Genomic DNA, 15,507 nt, shown 5'->3' with positions numbered 1-15,507 from the left:
GCTCGAATATGTGGCGGTCGGCCACAATCGTGCATGGCGCGCCCATCCCTTGATCACGACGCCTTTTTGGGCGCCGCGGGAAGTTGCTCACGTTCAAGCTCGAAATGGCGAATTCGCACGTTCGGTCTGATCACTCGGCCGGCGGCGCGTCGGGTCACCTCGCGAGACGCCCGAATCTCCAGGTCGGCGAGCTCGCCTGAATGTCGAGCGAAACGTCCGCGCCGTCCGGGAGCGCGGCGAATTCGCCGTCCGTCAGGCCGAACACGATGGTCCCGCCGTCGGCGGAGATCTCGCCGCCGCTCAGCGTGCGGTCGCCGACCTTGAGCCGCGGGAGCGCGCCCGTCACCGGGAAGAAGCGCTTCGAGCTCAACACGATGTCGACGCCGCCTGAGCGCGCCTGCGAGCCGTCCGCGGGCGCGCCAGCGGGGCGGCGCACGATCTTCATCGCATTGCCGTCCCCGCCGGGCGTGGCGGCCGGGATCCGGATCTCGTCGGAAGCCGCGACGATCAGCTCGGGCGCGTCGGCGGCGTCCGACGAGCGCGCCGCGCCGGCGGGCGCCGCCTTGAATTTCGAGACGGTCAGGGCCGAGAGGTACAGCTTCCCCCTCTGGCCGGGCTCGAAGATGAAGCGCACGCCGGTGACCTTGGCGGTCTTTGAGAGACCGAACGCCTTGAGCGGAATCTCCGCCGTGTAGAGCGTGGAGTGCAGCTCCTCGAAGCCCTTCGGGCCGACCGGACGACGGAGCTTGACCCGATCCGCGACGCTGAGCGCCTTGGACAGCGTCCCGCCCTCGGTCACGAGCGCCACCGCGAAGTCCAGCTGGCTCCCCGCCGAGTCGCGCGCGCAGATGCCGTCGAAGCAGGTCAGCGAGACGCGGAACGCGAAGGTCTTGAACGCCGACAGGTCGAGCCCGTCGGCCGACAGGTTGGTCTGGAAATAGCGATCGCCCGAAACGCCCTGGGTGAGGTCGACGAAGGCCGCGCGCACCGACGGATCATGCTCGAAGCTCGCCGGCCCGTGGACCGCGGAAACGCCCACGGTCTCGGTCGGAAGGCGGGAGTCGCTCACGCCGGTCCGCCTGTTGAAGCTCTCGAGAACCCGGGTCTGGCTGTCGATCGGGCCGGGCAGATAGCCGCGGTCATAGGCCGTGATCGACTTTAGGCTTTTGGGCAGCGTCACGTTCGGATCGAACAGCGCCGCGCGGTCGGCGTCCGCGTCGGGGCCGACCGTCGCGCGAAAGAACGGGACCAGCGTGCCGAGCGCGGTCGCCTCCTGCCGCGCCGAACGGCCGACGGCTTCAAACAGCCGCTTGGAGCCATGGCAGCCGCGCGAATCCGTGGTCAGCCATTCGGTGTTGTAGGCGTTGTGGTTGGCGCCCCAGACCGCGATCGTGCCGTGGATGGCGTTCTTCCGGTCGTCGTCCGCCTTGCGGGTGACGGCGCGGTCGAACACCTTCATGCCCTGAAGGTTGTAGACGTCGCCGTCGCAGGCCGGCAGCAGGATCATGCTGTTGACGCCCTTGGCGTCGAGCACGCGGTCGGTCTGCCCGTCCACCGGGCCGATCTCGAAGATCGACCGGATCTTCAGGTCGCCGATGAGCGCGGGGAACGGGCTGCCCTCGTCGCCGAACTGGACGAGCGCCGCGCGCACGCCTTCGCCGCCGCGGCTGTGGCCCATCAGGCCGACCTGCCGGAAGTCGAGCGCGCCGCGCGGGTCGAAGCCGAGCGACTTCGGAGGCGAGAGGTCGCCGGTTCCGCGGCTCCAGGCCGACAGCAGCGCGAGATGGCGCAGGACCAGCCTGCCTCGCATGAGGTTGAGGCCGAAGTCGCCCGGCGCCGGGTCGCCTGCCGTCACGCCGCGATTGGCGTTGATCGAGACCACGACATAGCCCCAGGAGGCGAGCTCCTCGGCGAGATAGCCGTAGCCGAGATGGTTCGGGGTGACGACGTAGCCCTTCGGGCATTCGCCGGTGTCGGTGTAGTCGCTCCGGTCGTCGACGCGCACGCCGAGGTCCTTGTCGAACCGTCCGCAGGTCGAGTGGTTGCCGTGGAGGAAGACCACGAGCGGCGCCGGCTTCGCGCCGAGCCGCGCCGGCCGGTAGACCTCGGCCCAGAGATCGACCTTGCGGTCGTTCGTCACCAGCGGCTCGTCGCGGGCGAGGAACTTGTAGCTGCCGGTCGCGACCTCGTTGGGTCCCGTGGCCGCCTGCGCGCAGGTGGCGGCCACAAGCGAGATCGCCGCCGCGAGAAGCGTCGACGGGTGGAAGCTCAATCCAAACGCCATGTCTCGAAATCCCCGCGGATTTCCGAGCCGACCTCCCCCTGCGAGAGCCGGCGCGCGAAACCCGGCGCGCAGGCTACGATGAAACCACTGCCTCGTCCTTAACGACCAGCAGACGCGCCTTAAGCAGCCTTTCGCGGCGCTTCGGCGATCTTCACGAGGTCGCGGAGCAGCTTGGCCGAGCCCTTCAGGCGCGCGTTCACGCTCGCCCATTCGCGCTTGAACACGACCTTCATGTCCGGCCGCACCTTCGCGTTCGGCCCCTCCTCGCGCGCGATGTGCATCACGAGGCCGTCCGGATTGGCGAAGGAGTTCTCGCGGAAGCTCAGCACCACGCCCTTCGGGCCGGCGTCGATCTTCTCGACGTTGGCGCGGCGGCACAGCGCCTTGATGGCCGCGATCTCGAGCAGCTGCTTGACCTCCGAAGGCGCGGGGCCGAAGCGATCGGTGAGCTCGGCCGCGAAGGCCTCCAGCGTCTCGTCGTCGTCGATGTCGGCGAGGCGGCGGTAAAGCGAGAGGCGCACCGCGAGGTCGCCGACATACTCCTCCGGGATCATCACCGGCGAGCCGAGCGTGATCTGCGGCGACCAGCGGTCGTCGAACACCTGTTCGCCGCCCTCCTTCAGCGCCTCGACGGCGTCGGCGAGCATCTGCTGGTAGAGCTCGTAGCCCACTTCCCGGATGTGGCCCGACTGCTCCTCGCCCAGCAGGTTGCCCGCGCCGCGGATGTCGAGGTCGTGGCTCGCCAGCTGGAAGCCGGCCCCGAGCCCTTCGAGCGACTGCAGCACCTTGAGGCGGCGCTCGGCGTTGACCGTCATGGTCTTGTTGGCCGGGACCGTGAAGAGCGCATAGGCGCGCGTCTTGGCGCGACCGACGCGGCCGCGCAGCTGGTAGAGCGCGGCCAGGCCGAACATGTCCGCGCGCCAGACCACCAGCGTGTTGGCGTTGGGGATGTCGAGGCCGGACTCCACGATCGCGGTCGAGAGCAGCACGTCGAACTGGCCCTCGTAGAAGTCGGTCATGACCTTCTCGAGCTCGGTCGCGGGCATCTGGCCATGCGCGACCCCGACCTTCACCTCCGGGACCTCGGAGGCGAGGAAGGTTCGGGCGTCCGCGATGTCCTCGATGCGCGGGCAGACGAAGAACGACTGGCCGGAGCGGTAGCGCTCACGCAGCAGCGCCTCGCGCACGATCAGCGGATCGAACGGCGCGACGAAGCTGCGGACCGCGAGGCGGTCGACCGGGGGCGTCGCGATCATCGACAGCTCGCGCACGCCCGTCATGGCGAGCTGCAGCGTGCGCGGGATCGGGGTCGCGCTGAGCGTCAGCACATGGACCTCGGAGCGCAGGGTCTTCATCCGCTCCTTGTGCGCCACGCCGAAATGCTGCTCCTCGTCGACGATGACGAGGCCGAGATCCTTGAACTCGATGGTCTTGCCCAAAAGCGCGTGCGTGCCGACCACGATGTCGATGTCGCCGGAGGCGAGCCCCTTCTTGGTCTCGTTCAGCTCCTTCTGCGTGACGAAGCGCGAGGCGTGCGCGACCTTCAGCGGCAAGCCGCGGAAGCGCTCGGCGAAGGTGCGGAAATGCTGGCGCGACAGCAGCGTCGTCGGCACCACCACGGCGACCTGCCGGCCGGTCATCGCCACCACGAAGGCCGCGCGCAGCGCCACCTCGGTCTTGCCGAAGCCGACGTCGCCGCAGACGAGGCGATCCATCGGGCGCCCGGCCGCCAGATCGTCGAACACGGCGTCGATCGCGGCCTGCTGGTCCTCGGTCTCGTCATAGGGGAAGCGCGCCGCGAACTCGTCGTAAAGGCCTTCCGGCGGCGTGGCACGCGGCGCCTCCTTGGTCATGCGCGCGGCCGCGATCTTGATGAGCTCGCCCGCCATCTCGCGGATGCGGTTCTTGAGCTTGGCCTTGCGGCCCTGCCAGCCGACGCCGCCGAGCTTGTCGAGCTGGGCCTCGGTGTCCTCCGAGCCGTAGCGCGACAAGAGCTCGATGTTCTCCACGGGGAGAAACAGCTTGTCGGAATTGGCGTAATGCAGCTCGACGCAGTCATGCGGCGCGCCTGCGGCTTCGATGGTCTTCAGGCCCACGAAGCGCCCGATGCCGTGGTCGACATGGACCACGAGGTCGCCCGGCGCGAGGCCCGCGGCCTCGGTCAGATAGTCCTGCGCGCGCTTCTTCTTTTTCGGCCCGCGCGCGAGGCGGTCGCCGAGAACGTCCTGCTCGGCCACCACCGCGACGTCGTCGGTCTCGAACCCCTGCTCGATCCCGAGAACGCCGAGGGCGACCGCGTCCGGCGGCAGCGCCATCGCGTCGCGCCAGCTGCCGACGGGCCGGGTGGCGGCGAGGCCGTGATCGCCGAGCACCGTGCCGAGGCGCTCGCGCGCGCCGTCGGTCCAGGCGGCGACGACGACGCGCTTCCTGTCGTCTTTCAGCGCCTTGATATGCGCCACCACCGCGTCGAACACGTTGGCGCTCTCGTCGGCGCGCTCCGCCGCGAAGCTGCGGCCCCCACGGGCGCCGGCGTCGAACACGCGCCCGAAGCGGTCCTCGGGCAGCGAGAACGGCGTCAGCCGGATCGGCGCGGTTTCGTCGAGCCGCTCCTTCCATTCCTTCGGCGCAAGATAAAGAGCGTCCGCGGGAAGCGGCTTGTAGGTCGCGCCGGACTTGTCGTGCTTCAACGCCTCGGCGCGGGCCTCGTGATAATCGGCGATCTGGGCGAGGCGTTCGCCGGCCGCGTCGTCGAGCAGCGGATCGAGAACCACGCGCGCCTGCGGCAGGTGATCGAAGATGGTCGCGAGCCGCTCGTGGAACAGCGGCATCCAATGCTCCATGCCCGGATAGCGCCTGCCCTCGCTCACCGCCGCATAAAGCTGATCGTCGCGCCCCGCCACGCCGAAGGTCGCCGTATAGGCCTGCCGGAACCGGCGGATGGTCTCCGAGGTCAGTTGCACCTCGGACATCGGCACGAGATCGAGCGCGCGCAGCTGCCCGGTGGAGCGCTGGGTCTCCGGATCGAAGGGGCGGATGGATTCGAGCGTGTCGCCGAAGAAGTCGAGCCGGATCGGCTCGGCGTGGCCGGCCGGAAAAAGGTCCACGATGCCGCCCCGGATGGCGTATTCGCCGTAGTCGCGGACTGTGGAGGCGCGCATGAAACCGTTGGTCTCGAGCCAGTCGGCGAGCGTCTTCAGGTCGACGACGTTGCCGGGCGCGGCCGAGAAGCTCTGCCGCGCGACCGCGTCGGGCGCCGCGACGCGCTGCACGGCTGCGCCGACCGTCGTCAGCACCACGCGCGGCTTCTCGCCGCCGCGCGAGCCGGCGAGGCGCGCGAGCGTCGTGGTGCGGGCGGCGACGATCGCGGCGTTGGGCGAGACGCGATCGTAGGGCTGGCAGTCCCAGTTCGGAAAGGTCAGCCGCTCGACGTCCGGGGCCATGAAGGCGAGCGCCCGCTCGAGCGCCGCCATCCGCGAGGCGTCGCGCGAGACATGCAGCACGCCCTGCGCGTCGTGGGCCTTGGCCGAGAGCGCGCGGGCGAGGTCCGCCACCACGAGGGCGTCGAAGCCGTCGGGAACGTTTCCGACGGTGGCGGGCCGAAGTTCGAGAAGGGCTGGGAGCTTCAGGGTCATCTGGTCGTCAATGTCATGCGCCGAAAGCGCGTACGCCTTGTCCCAGCCTTGAGCCGGGACCCATAAACGTTGCCGCGTCCGAAGAAAACGGCGCGATCGGACTTGGCTTCAGCCGCATCGGTTCTGGGTCCCGGCTCACGGCCGGGACAAGAGCGGCGGCGCTACCCGATGTGTTCCGTCGTCGGGAACGCCTCGTGAAAGGCCTTGAGACGCCGGAACACTTCCGTGTCGTAACTCTCCGGAAGTGCTTCCTTATTTGCGATCCAGGCGAACAGGTCGCGGTCCTGGACCTCGATCAGAGCCTCGAACTGCGAAAACTCTTCCGGAGTGAAGCGATCGATCTCGGCGTCGGCGAACCGGCCCATCAGAAGGTCCATTTCGCGCGTGCCGCGCCGCCAAGAACGGTAGAGGGCGCGGCGACGGTCGGCGTCGAGGCCTTCGCCGGTACGTGTGGTGCCTGTCATCTTGAGCGCCGATATGGGGATCGGACCCGCCTCCTAGCAACCGGAGGCGGGCCTGTCAGCCCTACTGTCCGCCGGGAGCCGCAAACTTCACCACGTCGGCATGGCCGCGCAGGCGCTTGAGCGAGGGCTCGAGCTCGTCCGGCGTCGTGGCGCCGGCGACGCGGATCACGAACACGCCGCCGGGCTTCGGTCCGCCGACGATCTCCGCGCCGGCCTCCCGCAGCGCCGCCTCGACGGCGGCCGCGGTCGCGGACGGCTGGAACGAGACCAGCGCCGTCGGGCCCGCGGCGGCTTGCGAGGCCGAGCCGTCGGAGGCGGTCTGATAGGTCGAGCCGCTCTCCTCCACCCCTCCGAGAAACGATCCGCCGATGATGCCGGCCTGCGCGAAGATCACGAGCGCCGCCGCGGCCGCGCCCCAGGCGAGCGTCTGCGGCGAGAGCGCGGCGATCCGCGCCGAAAACCAGCGCATCGCGCCGGCGGCCTTCGGGGCGCGCGACGCCTGATGGGCGTCGATCGACGCGAACAGTTTTTCGCGCGCGGCGTTGGAGGGGACAGGCAGCGCCTCGTTGAGCGCGATGGTCTCGTCGCGCTCCTCCAGCGCGAACTCCAGCCGCCGCCCGAGCTCAGGCTCGTCGGCGATCAGGCGTTCGAGCGCCGCCATGTCGGCCGCGTCGAGACGGTCGATCGCGGCCCAGGGAGCGAGCAGGTCGACCTCATGGGCGGGTCCGCGGCCGGTCTTGTCGGCGCCGGTTCTCTCCGCGCTCATGGCCAGCCCCTTTCGAGGCCGGCGGCGGCCATCAGTTCGGCGAGGCGCTTGCGGGCGTAGAACATGCGGGTCTTCACGGTCGCGGCGGGCACGCCGAGGATCTGGCTCGCCTCCTCGACGCTTCGCTCGTGATAATAGACGAGGTCGACCACTTCGCGATGCTCGGCCGAAAGCTGGCCGAGGCAGCGCCGCAGCGCTTCGGCCTTGCTGGCCTTCTGCGCCACGACCTCGGGCGTGTCGGCCTCGTCCTCGACCGCCTCGGCGATCTCGGATTCGAGCTCGCGCTCGCCCGGCCTCCTCATGGACGACAGCGCCTTGAACCGCGCGATCGAGAGGATCCAGGTCGAGACGCTCGACCTCCCCTCGAAGCGCGAGGCCTGCCGCCAGACGTCGAAAAACGCGTCGCTCATCAGATCCTCCGCCCGTGACTGGTCGCGGACGAGCCGGATGAGGAAGCGCAGCACGCGCGTGGAATGGCGCCCGTACAGCGTCCGCATCGCGGCCCTGTCGCCGCCCGCGATGCGCTGGATGAGGACGTCGTCCGAGACCTCCGTCACGGCGCGCGCCGCGGTTCGGAAGTGTGTCGCGCGGAGAGCGCGAAAGGTTCGACGCGACGCGGATTTTCCATGCGCGTCGAGGTCACGGACGCTCCGCAAGCTCGGCTGCGGCCGCCGTCTGGCCGGAGGCCGCCGGCGCTTCGGCGACGGCGTCCGCGCCAGGCTCGCCAAGCGCGTCGAGCGCGCCCCGCGCGTCCGCAAGGCCTGCGCCGAACTCGGCGTCAGGCCCCGGCGCGCCGAGATCGCGCGCCGACCCCACGAGCGCGGCCCGGGCCTGCCAGGCGGCAAGGCCGGGCTTGGCCTCGACCATGAGGGCGACGAGGCCGGCGACTTCCGCGGACGCCATCGAGGTTCCGCTGAGATAGCCGTAGCCGCCGCCGGGCGCCGCGACCAGCACGTCGACGCCCGGCGCCGCCACGCTGAGATGCGGTCCGCGGTTGGCGACCGGAAGCAGGTCGTTGCGGGCGTCGACCGCCGTGACCGCGATCACGTTCGGATCGGCCGCGGGATAAAGCGGCGGCGACGACGGGCCGGCGTTGCCGGCGGCCGCGACATAGATCGCCCCCTTGGCAGCGCCGGCCGCGATGAATTCGGAGATCTTGGCGTCCCTTGGTCCCGCGAAGCTCATGTTCACCACCTTGACGCCCCGGCCGGCGGCCCAGTCGAGCCCGCGCAGGATGTGCATGGTCGTGCCCTGGGCGCCGGACTTCGCCGCCTGCTCGGGCGCGAAGGCGCGGACCGCATAGATGCCGGCGCGCGGCGCCGGGCTCATGAGCGCGCCCCGGCCCGCCGCGAGCGCCGCGACCGCCGTGCCGTGGGAATGGGGCCGCGCCTGGCCGCCGATCGGATCGAAGGTCTCGACCACCGCGCCTCTCAGCGCCGGATGGTTCGGATCGATCGCGGAGTCGATCACCGCGATGCCGACGCCTTCGCCGGTCGCCTCGCGATGGGCGTCCTCGAGCCGCATCATGGCGACCGAGTATTGGGTGGAGATCAGAGCCGAATTCGCCTGCTGGCTGAGCTGGTAGATGTGGTTGGGCTGCGCGCTCGCGACGGCCGGCTCGCGCTCGAGACCTGAGATCGCCGCGTCGACCGGGCGGCCATTGCGGATGCGATATCTGACGACGGTGGTTCCCGTCAGCGCGAACCGCTCGATCGACAGCCGCTCCAGCCCCTGGCGCCGGCCGATCGCGACGATCTCCGGATCGGGCGTGCCGACGCGGATCTCGCACAGCACCTCGTCCGGCGCCCTCGTCGCGCCGTTGGCCGCAAGCGCCGCGGCGGACCCGGCCGGAACGAGCGGAGCCGCGCCCGAGGGAGGAGCCGGCGGGCGGTTGCGGTCGGCGGACCTCGGGGCGCGGTCCTTCGGCGGCGTCTGGCGCGCGACCTTGGGCTCGGGCTTTTTGGGCTCCACCTTCCGCTTCGGCGACGGCCCGAGATCCTCGGGCGTCGCGCGCACGACCTTCGGCCGTTCGGGCCTTGGCTTCTCCGTCTTCGGGCGCTCAGGCCGCCTGCGGGGACGCTCTACCTCTTCCTCGACGATCTCCTCGCGCTCGGCCGCTTTGGCGCGCGCATGTTCGATGAGGAGCCCGGCCCCGATGCCGATGATCGCGCCCGCGATCCCTGCGCCGACCCCGCCTCCTCCGCCGCCGCGATGCTTTCCGGGCCGCGCCACGCGGTCGTAGCCCTTGTCGCCGCGCGACTGGGCGAGCGCGGGAAGCGGCGCCACGGCGAGCGCGATCGCGAGCGCGGAAACCAAGGACGCCGCGGCTGCGCGGCTGGAGCGCGACGGACGGCGGGCGCTGCCGGACGATGTCATGAGCCTATCCCCACGGCGGCGCTTACCACCGCTGATCATCAGATCAATTTCAACAAGCGACCCTGCGGCGATCTTGGCCACAGCGCCCGCGGGGCGTCAACGCAAGCTTTGGCCGTCGTTCGACTTGGCGGTTGCTCGCGCTGGCGTCCCAACCTCCTTGGTCGCATCGCGACGCCGAAAGGTTCGAGCCGCCCAAGCGCTTAGACGAATGGACGGATACGCAGTCACGGCCTCGAAAAATTCTTGCGACGCGGCGTGAACCTCCGGCCCGGCCCCTCCGACCAAACCGTCGCAAGGGCCGCGATGGCGCGGCCCCCTGAACAGCCGAAGGGGACGAACGACGATCGGAGCCGCGGGAGAGACGAGACGCCGAAGCCCCAAAAGGCCGGCCTCGCCCGCACCCCTTCACCGTCCGGCGCCCGCCATGGAGGACATCATGAAGCCGATCATCCGTTCGTCGTTCGCAGGCGCCGCCCTCGCGCTCGGCCTTTCCGCCGCGCCTTTCGCCCTGACGGGCGCGGTCCTCATCGCCCCCGCGGTCGCCGAGGCCAGGAGCGCCCCGACCATCACGGAGATGAAGCAGACGCTCGCCGACTACGGCCAGTTCATCGCCCACGACAAGCACGGCGAGGTCTGGAAGCCGACCGTCACGCCGAAGGGCTGGCATCCCTATCCAGCCTGCGACTGGGTCTACACCAAGCAGTTCGGCTGGTACTTCTCCGACAAGACCGTGTGGGGCGCGATCGTCCACCACTACGGCCGCTGGTTCCACGACGAAACGGAAGGCTGGCTGTGGCAGCCGGGCGCCGAGTTCAGCCCCGGCTGGGTGGTGTGGCGCACGAGCGACGAGTGGGTCGGCTGGGCCCCCACCCCGCCGGACGCCGAGCTGACGCCCGCCAAAATGGAGGCGTTCGACGACGACAAGCTCTGGACTTTCATGGACGCCAAGAAGTTCGGCTCGACCTGCGAACCCGGCGCGACCGTCGTGAACTACGGCGACGTCTGGAAGTCCACGACCTACGTCACCGACATCCGCTTCGTCGACGGCGTCTCGGTATTCGTGCTGCCGAGCTGGATCGTCGGCCCGTCTGTCAACATCGACATCGACGTGTTCGCGCCGTGGTCGCCGACCTTCATCGGCTCCTGGGTGTGGAACTGGACGAGCGTCTTCAACGACGTCGACATCGACGTGACCATCAACCAGTGCAAGCCGAAGGATCCCAAGAACCCTAACGACCCGAAAAACCCGAACGGCGACCAGCCGAAGGACGTCGACCAGCCCGGCCCGGACAATCCGAAGCCGTTCCGACCGAGCCTCAAGGACAACGGTCCGCCCCCGGCGCCTGGCCTCAGCCGCCGTCCGCGCATGCAGGACATCGACGTCCCGCAGCGTGGGCCGCGCCGGCCCGACCGTCAGGTCCGAACCTTCGAGCCTCAGCCCGACGACGTCGTGATCCGCGGCCGCCGTCCCGGCCGACAGGGCACGGACGGACCCGGCCTGAACGACCGCGACGTCGAGCAGGCCGAGCCCGGCCGCGGCCGCAAGCCGAACCGCGAGGTCGGCGAGCGTCGCCCGCCCGCCAAGGTCTTCCCGGACAGCCGCTTCCCGCAGCGCGATTTCGGCGGACGCCAGCCCGAGCGGCTGGTCGGGCGGGACCGGACGCCGAACCTCGAGCGGATGGTCATGCCCCGTCGTTCGGGCGGAGACGGCCAGGGGCTTCGCGGACGGGCTTTCGGCCAGTCAGATATGGGCCAGCAGCAGGGCGGCGGGCGCTCCTTCCGCGGAGAGCGGTTCTAAGCCGACCGGACTCCAGTCGAGTTTTCAACAGACTGACGGCGGGCCGCATTAAGCGGCTCGCCTGATTTTTTTGCACGCCTACGCGGTTCCACCTATGGCGAGACCGTCATAATTCGTTAACCTTGGCGGCGTGGGGTGGGGTTCTGCGGATATGAGCGGACACATGTCGACGTGGTCGTCATTGAGCGCAGTCGCGGCGGCGACGGATCGCACGCGAAGCGTGCTGGCCTACGGCGCGCTCGCCCTTGGGGTCGCAGGGACCGCCTCGATCGTGCCGCTCGTGATCTGGGCGCTCGCGCTTCGCGGGTTCCATTGACGGTCGGGCCGCACGCCCTCTTTTTCCAGTCCGCCGCGCCCTGCGGCGCTTTTTTCACCACCCCTCGACGTGCCTTTAGGCGCCGCACAGAAAATCGGCGGCCTCGCTTGACGTCGCGGTCCGTTTGGTGCGGCATTGCGTCCAAGACGACGGGACGCTGCGGCAGTCCGCGGCGGGGGGCCCTCGTCCCGACCGATCGCAAAGGACTGAGAAGCATATGAAAAAAATCCTCGCCGCATCCGTTGCTGTGTTCGCCCTCGGCTCCGTCGCCCCCGCTTCCGCGGATGTCCTTGCGGACATCAAATCGCGCGGCACGCTGATCGTCGGCGTCAAGGCCGACTACAAGCCGTTCGGCTTCCGCGATCCTTCGGGCCAGATCGTCGGCATCGAGCCCGACCTCGCCGCCGACCTCGCCAAGCGCCTCGGCGTGAAGCTCGAGCTCGTGCCGGTCGTGGCGTCGAACCGCATCGAGTTCGTCAACCAGGGCAAGATCGACCTCGTCATGGCGACGATGTCGGACAAGCCGGAGCGCCGGAAGTCGGTGCTCGCCATCGACCCGCAGTACTATTCCGACGCGGTCAACGTGCTGATGACCCAGAAGGCCAAGTACACCAAGTGGGAAGACCTGAAGGGCAAGACGCTCTGCGCGACCTCGGGCTCGTTCTACAACAAGGAAGTCGAGTCGAAGTACGGCGTCACCATCAAGGCGTTCGACGGCTCGGAGAAGCCGCTGTTCGCGCTGAAGCAGGGCGAGTGCATCGGCTACCTCTACGACCAGACCTTCGTGCAGGGCAAACTGCTCGATGACGAGTGGAAGTCCGGCTACTACAAGCCGCTCCCCGGCATCCTCGAGACGCCCTGGATCATGGGCGCCAAGACCGGCGAAGAGGCGTTCGGCAAGTTCCTCTCCGACACGACCAAGGACTGGTTCAAGCAGGGCACGGTCATCGAGCTCGAGAAGAAGTGGGGCATCGAGTCGACCGACTACTCCAAGCGCATGCACGAGCAGGCCAAGGGCAGCTGAGTTCGGCGAGCGGGCCGGCCGGAGCGATCCGGCCGGCCCCGCCTCTTTCGGCGCCGCCGCAGGCGCCGTTCCTATCCACAAGATTGGGCGCAATCGAACGGGGGCCGGGCAGGCAGATGAGTTCGTATCAATCGTCAGGACAGGCGGCCCGCGGCCGCGGGGGGCGCGCGCATGGCGTGTGACGTCGCTTCCGTCGACGCCATCCAGTCGGTCGGCTGCTGGATCCTCGACAACACTGGCGTCAACCTCACCATCCTGCACGACGAGTTCGACCGGAACCGGTTCATCTCCGGCATCGGCATGACGATCTATCTCAGCGTCGTCAGCCTGTTCTTCAGCCTCATCATCGGCGTCGTGGGCGCCTGGGCGCAGGGCTCGGACTTCCGGGTGGTCCGCTGGCTGATCAACGGCTTCATCGTGTTGTTCCGCAACACGCCGCCGCTGGTGCAGATCTTCTTCTTCTACTTCGGCATCTCGAACCTGCTGCCCTACATCGAGGACGCCGACGGCATGCGCGCGCCGCTGCTGACGAACGTGCAGTGGGCGATCTTCTCGCTGTCGCTGTTCGCCGGCGCGTTCAACATCGAGATCTTCCGATCCGGCATCGAGGCCGTGCCGAACTCCACCAAGGAGGCGGCCGCCGCGCTCGGCTACACGCGGCTCGGCACCTACATCCACATCGTGCTGCCGCTTGCGATCCGGGTCTGTCTGCCGGCGCTCAACAACAACCTCGTGAACCTGCTCAAGACCACCTCGCTCGCCTATGCGATCGCGGTGCCGGAGCTGCTCTACGCCTCGAAGAACATCTGGACCGACGCGCAGAACGTGCCGACCATGATGGTGGTGCTGCTGCTCACCTATGTGGCGCTCGTCGGCGTGCTGGTGTGGGCGATGAACGCCTGGGAGCGCTCGATGGCGGTTCCCGGCTACGGCCAGGGAGGCGGCCGATGAGCAGCCCGATGTTCGCTCGCGACGTCCCCTTCTCGGCCGCGCCCGCCTATGACCGGCCGGCGTCCGAAAAGCCCATGGCGGTCCTGCTCGAGCCGAAGCCCCGCGCTCCGCTCGAGTTCCCGAAGCTTCCGGCGCTGCCGAGGCTTCCGAAGCTCTCGACGACGCACTGCCTGATGATCGCCTTCGCGATCCTGATGGTGGCGCAGGTCGCGAACGGCCAGGCGCCGGCCGGCGACGCGCCCGCCGCGCCCGTCTCGGAGGCCACCACCACGGCCCCCGCGACGCCGCTGACGGTCGTGCTCAAATGGGCCCCGCTGCTGCTCAAGGGCTTCATCTTCAACATCGTCATCTCGGTCGCTTCGATGGCGCTCGGGACTATCACCGGCCTCCTGCTCGGCCTCGGCCAGATCAGCCAGAGAAAGTGGGTCGCGAAGCTCAGCTGGTTCTTCACGCAGTTCTTCCGCAACTCGCCCTGGCTGGTGCTGCTGTTCTTCGCGATGTTCATGATCCCGTTCCAGATCACGATCGGAAGCGTCACCATCCCGCTGCCCGACTGGTTCAAGGCGATCATCGGCTTCTCGCTGCCGGTCATGGCGAATGTCTCCGAGCTCCTGCGCGGCGCCATCCGTTCGCTGCCGAGCGGCCAGTGGGAGGCGGCGGAGAGCCTCGCCTTCACCCGCACCCAGACGATCTGGAAGATCATCCTGCCGCAGTGCGTGAAGCGCATGCTGCCGCCGTGGATGAACCTCTACTCGCTCATCACCATGGCGACGGTGCTGGCCTCGATCGTCGGCGTCGGCGAGATGCTGACGCTCACCGCCCAGGTCCACGCGGCCGAAGGCGGCCGGCCGGAGCTGTTCGCGCCCCTCTACGGCTTCGCGGGCCTCTGCTTCTTCGCCTATTGCTGGCCGATCTCGAAACTCACGCAGCGGCTTGAGCGCCGCTTCAACGTCAAGACGTAAGGAGTCCCGCTCATGGCCGCGCCGCAAGCCACCTCCGCCCCCGCCTGGACCCCCGACCAGCCCATCATCCGGGTCAAGGACGTGCACAAATCCTTCGGCTCCTTCCAGGTGCTGAAGGGCATGTCCATGGACGTGAAGAAGGGCGAGGCGATCTGCATCATCGGGCCCTCGGGCTCGGGCAAATCGACCCTCATCCGCTGCATGAACGCGCTCGTCGACATCACGGAGGGCTCGATCACCGTCGAGAACCAGGAGGTCAACGACCCCAACCTCGACAAGCTGAAGCTGCGCCGCAAGGTCGGCATGGTGTTCCAGCAATACAACCTGTTCCCGCACAAGACCGCGCTGCAGAACGTCATGATGGCCCCCATCAACGTGCTGAAGCAGGACAAGAAGGAAGTCGAGGAGCGCGCCCACGCTCTGCTCAAGAAGGTCCGCCTGACGGGCAAGGAGAACAACTATCCGGGCGAGCTCTCCGGCGGCCAGCAGCAGCGCGTCGCCATCGCCCGCTCGCTCGCGATGCGGCCCGACATCATGCTGTTCGACGAGGTGACCGCCGCGCTCGACCCGGAGACGGTGAAGGAGGTGCTCGTCACCATCCGCGAGCTCGCGGAAGAGGGCATGACCTGCCTTCTGGTGACCCACGAGATGAAGTTCGCGCGCGACGTCGCCGACCACATCTACTTCACCGACAAGGGGGTGATCGTCGAGCACGCCCCGCCGGAGGAGTTCTTCGACAACCCGAAGGACGAGCGCACACGGACGTTCCTCGGGCAGATTCTGTAATCGAAACGCGCGCGCCTTCTGAAACTAAGGCGCGACGCCTGCCGATCTCCTCTCCCCTTGTGGGAGAGGCTTGAGGGCGAGGGGTGAACCTCCGCGGCGTCGCATCGCGCGCCGCCGCCCCCTTCATCCGACCAGCGTTTCGTGCTGG

General features: G+C 68.8%; 12 protein-coding genes. 6 read left to right on the top strand and 6 right to left on the bottom strand.

Annotated elements, in window-relative coordinates; translation table 11 throughout:
- Window positions 1–154: 154 nt before the first annotated feature.
- The 6 genes from ACFOWB_RS12105 to ACFOWB_RS12080 all read right to left on the bottom strand — a co-directional run bounded on the left by ACFOWB_RS12105 (window position 155) and on the right by ACFOWB_RS12080 (window position 9,522).
- Complete coding sequence (locus ACFOWB_RS12105; protein ID WP_261402483.1) at window positions 155–2,284, bottom strand: hypothetical protein; 2,130 nt, start codon at window positions 2,282–2,284, stop codon at window positions 155–157.
- Window positions 2,285–2,403: 119 nt separating this feature from the next.
- Window positions 2,404–5,916: a transcription-repair coupling factor gene (gene mfd / locus ACFOWB_RS12100; protein ID WP_261402482.1), complete on the bottom strand. Its 3,513-nt coding sequence runs from the start codon at window positions 5,914–5,916 to the stop codon at window positions 2,404–2,406.
- 161 nt (window positions 5,917–6,077) lie between these two features.
- Window positions 6,078–6,380 (bottom strand): FAD assembly factor SdhE, encoded by a 303-nt coding sequence (locus ACFOWB_RS12095; RefSeq protein ID WP_261402481.1) that lies wholly within the window; start codon window positions 6,378–6,380, stop codon window positions 6,078–6,080.
- A gap of 61 nt (window positions 6,381–6,441) precedes the next feature.
- Window positions 6,442–7,146, bottom strand: coding sequence for a hypothetical protein (locus ACFOWB_RS12090; RefSeq protein ID WP_378147511.1), 705 nt, complete (start codon window positions 7,144–7,146; stop codon window positions 6,442–6,444).
- Complete coding sequence (locus ACFOWB_RS12085; protein ID WP_261405825.1) at window positions 7,143–7,643, bottom strand: sigma-70 family RNA polymerase sigma factor; 501 nt, start codon at window positions 7,641–7,643, stop codon at window positions 7,143–7,145. The genes ACFOWB_RS12090 and ACFOWB_RS12085 overlap by 4 nt, the downstream gene beginning before the upstream one ends.
- A gap of 142 nt (window positions 7,644–7,785) precedes the next feature.
- Window positions 7,786–9,522, bottom strand: coding sequence for a S8 family serine peptidase (locus ACFOWB_RS12080; protein ID WP_378147509.1), 1,737 nt, complete (start codon window positions 9,520–9,522; stop codon window positions 7,786–7,788).
- 436 nt (window positions 9,523–9,958) lie between these two features.
- Here ACFOWB_RS12080 and ACFOWB_RS12075 point away from each other — a divergent pair, with 436 nt between their 5' ends.
- From ACFOWB_RS12075 to ACFOWB_RS12050, 6 genes are all read left to right on the top strand, one after another.
- Entirely contained in the window at window positions 9,959–11,320 is a 1,362-nt protein-coding gene (locus tag ACFOWB_RS12075) for a DUF6600 domain-containing protein (protein ID WP_261402477.1), read from the top strand.
- Window positions 11,321–11,483: 163 nt separating this feature from the next.
- A complete protein-coding gene (locus ACFOWB_RS12070; RefSeq protein WP_378147507.1) occupies window positions 11,484–11,636 on the top strand; it encodes a hypothetical protein in 153 nt (50 codons plus the stop codon).
- Window positions 11,637–11,853: 217 nt separating this feature from the next.
- Window positions 11,854–12,660: a transporter substrate-binding domain-containing protein gene (locus tag ACFOWB_RS12065; protein WP_261402476.1), complete on the top strand. Its 807-nt coding sequence runs from the start codon at window positions 11,854–11,856 to the stop codon at window positions 12,658–12,660.
- Between the two features lie 171 nt (window positions 12,661–12,831).
- Complete coding sequence (locus tag ACFOWB_RS12060; RefSeq protein WP_261402475.1) at window positions 12,832–13,611, top strand: amino acid ABC transporter permease; 780 nt, start codon at window positions 12,832–12,834, stop codon at window positions 13,609–13,611.
- Complete coding sequence (locus ACFOWB_RS12055; protein WP_378147504.1) at window positions 13,608–14,573, top strand: amino acid ABC transporter permease; 966 nt, start codon at window positions 13,608–13,610, stop codon at window positions 14,571–14,573. Before ACFOWB_RS12060 ends, ACFOWB_RS12055 begins: the two co-directional genes overlap by 4 nt.
- 12 nt (window positions 14,574–14,585) lie before the next feature.
- Complete coding sequence (locus tag ACFOWB_RS12050; RefSeq protein WP_315855082.1) at window positions 14,586–15,359, top strand: amino acid ABC transporter ATP-binding protein; 774 nt, start codon at window positions 14,586–14,588, stop codon at window positions 15,357–15,359.
- Window positions 15,360–15,507: the final 148 nt, after the last annotated feature.

The sequence above is a fragment of the Chenggangzhangella methanolivorans genome (assembly GCF_042648545.1).
Lineage (GTDB): Bacteria > Pseudomonadota > Alphaproteobacteria > Rhizobiales > Methylopilaceae > Methylopila > Methylopila methanolivorans.
This window is presented reverse-complemented; position numbering and strand designations above follow the sequence as displayed.

Excerpts from the sequence above, each read along its gene's own strand:
- ACFOWB_RS12105 (WP_261402483.1), bottom strand. The coding sequence starts at position 2,284 with ATGGCGTTTGGATTGAGCTTCCACCCGTCGACGCTTCTCGCGGCGGCG.
- mfd (WP_261402482.1), bottom strand. The coding sequence starts at position 5,916 with ATGACCCTGAAGCTCCCAGCCCTTCTCGAACTTCGGCCCGCCACCGTC.
- ACFOWB_RS12095 (WP_261402481.1), bottom strand. The coding sequence starts at position 6,380 with ATGACAGGCACCACACGTACCGGCGAAGGCCTCGACGCCGACCGTCGC.
- ACFOWB_RS12090 (WP_378147511.1), bottom strand. The coding sequence starts at position 7,146 with ATGAGCGCGGAGAGAACCGGCGCCGACAAGACCGGCCGCGGACCCGCC.
- ACFOWB_RS12085 (WP_261405825.1), bottom strand. The coding sequence starts at position 7,643 with ATGCGGACGCTGTACGGGCGCCATTCCACGCGCGTGCTGCGCTTCCTC.
- ACFOWB_RS12080 (WP_378147509.1), bottom strand. The coding sequence starts at position 9,522 with ATGACATCGTCCGGCAGCGCCCGCCGTCCGTCGCGCTCCAGCCGCGCA.
- ACFOWB_RS12075 (WP_261402477.1), top strand. The coding sequence starts at position 9,959 with ATGAAGCCGATCATCCGTTCGTCGTTCGCAGGCGCCGCCCTCGCGCTC.
- ACFOWB_RS12070 (WP_378147507.1), top strand. The coding sequence starts at position 11,484 with ATGTCGACGTGGTCGTCATTGAGCGCAGTCGCGGCGGCGACGGATCGC.
- ACFOWB_RS12065 (WP_261402476.1), top strand. The coding sequence starts at position 11,854 with ATGAAAAAAATCCTCGCCGCATCCGTTGCTGTGTTCGCCCTCGGCTCC.
- ACFOWB_RS12060 (WP_261402475.1), top strand. The coding sequence starts at position 12,832 with ATGGCGTGTGACGTCGCTTCCGTCGACGCCATCCAGTCGGTCGGCTGC.
- ACFOWB_RS12055 (WP_378147504.1), top strand. The coding sequence starts at position 13,608 with ATGAGCAGCCCGATGTTCGCTCGCGACGTCCCCTTCTCGGCCGCGCCC.
- ACFOWB_RS12050 (WP_315855082.1), top strand. The coding sequence starts at position 14,586 with ATGGCCGCGCCGCAAGCCACCTCCGCCCCCGCCTGGACCCCCGACCAG.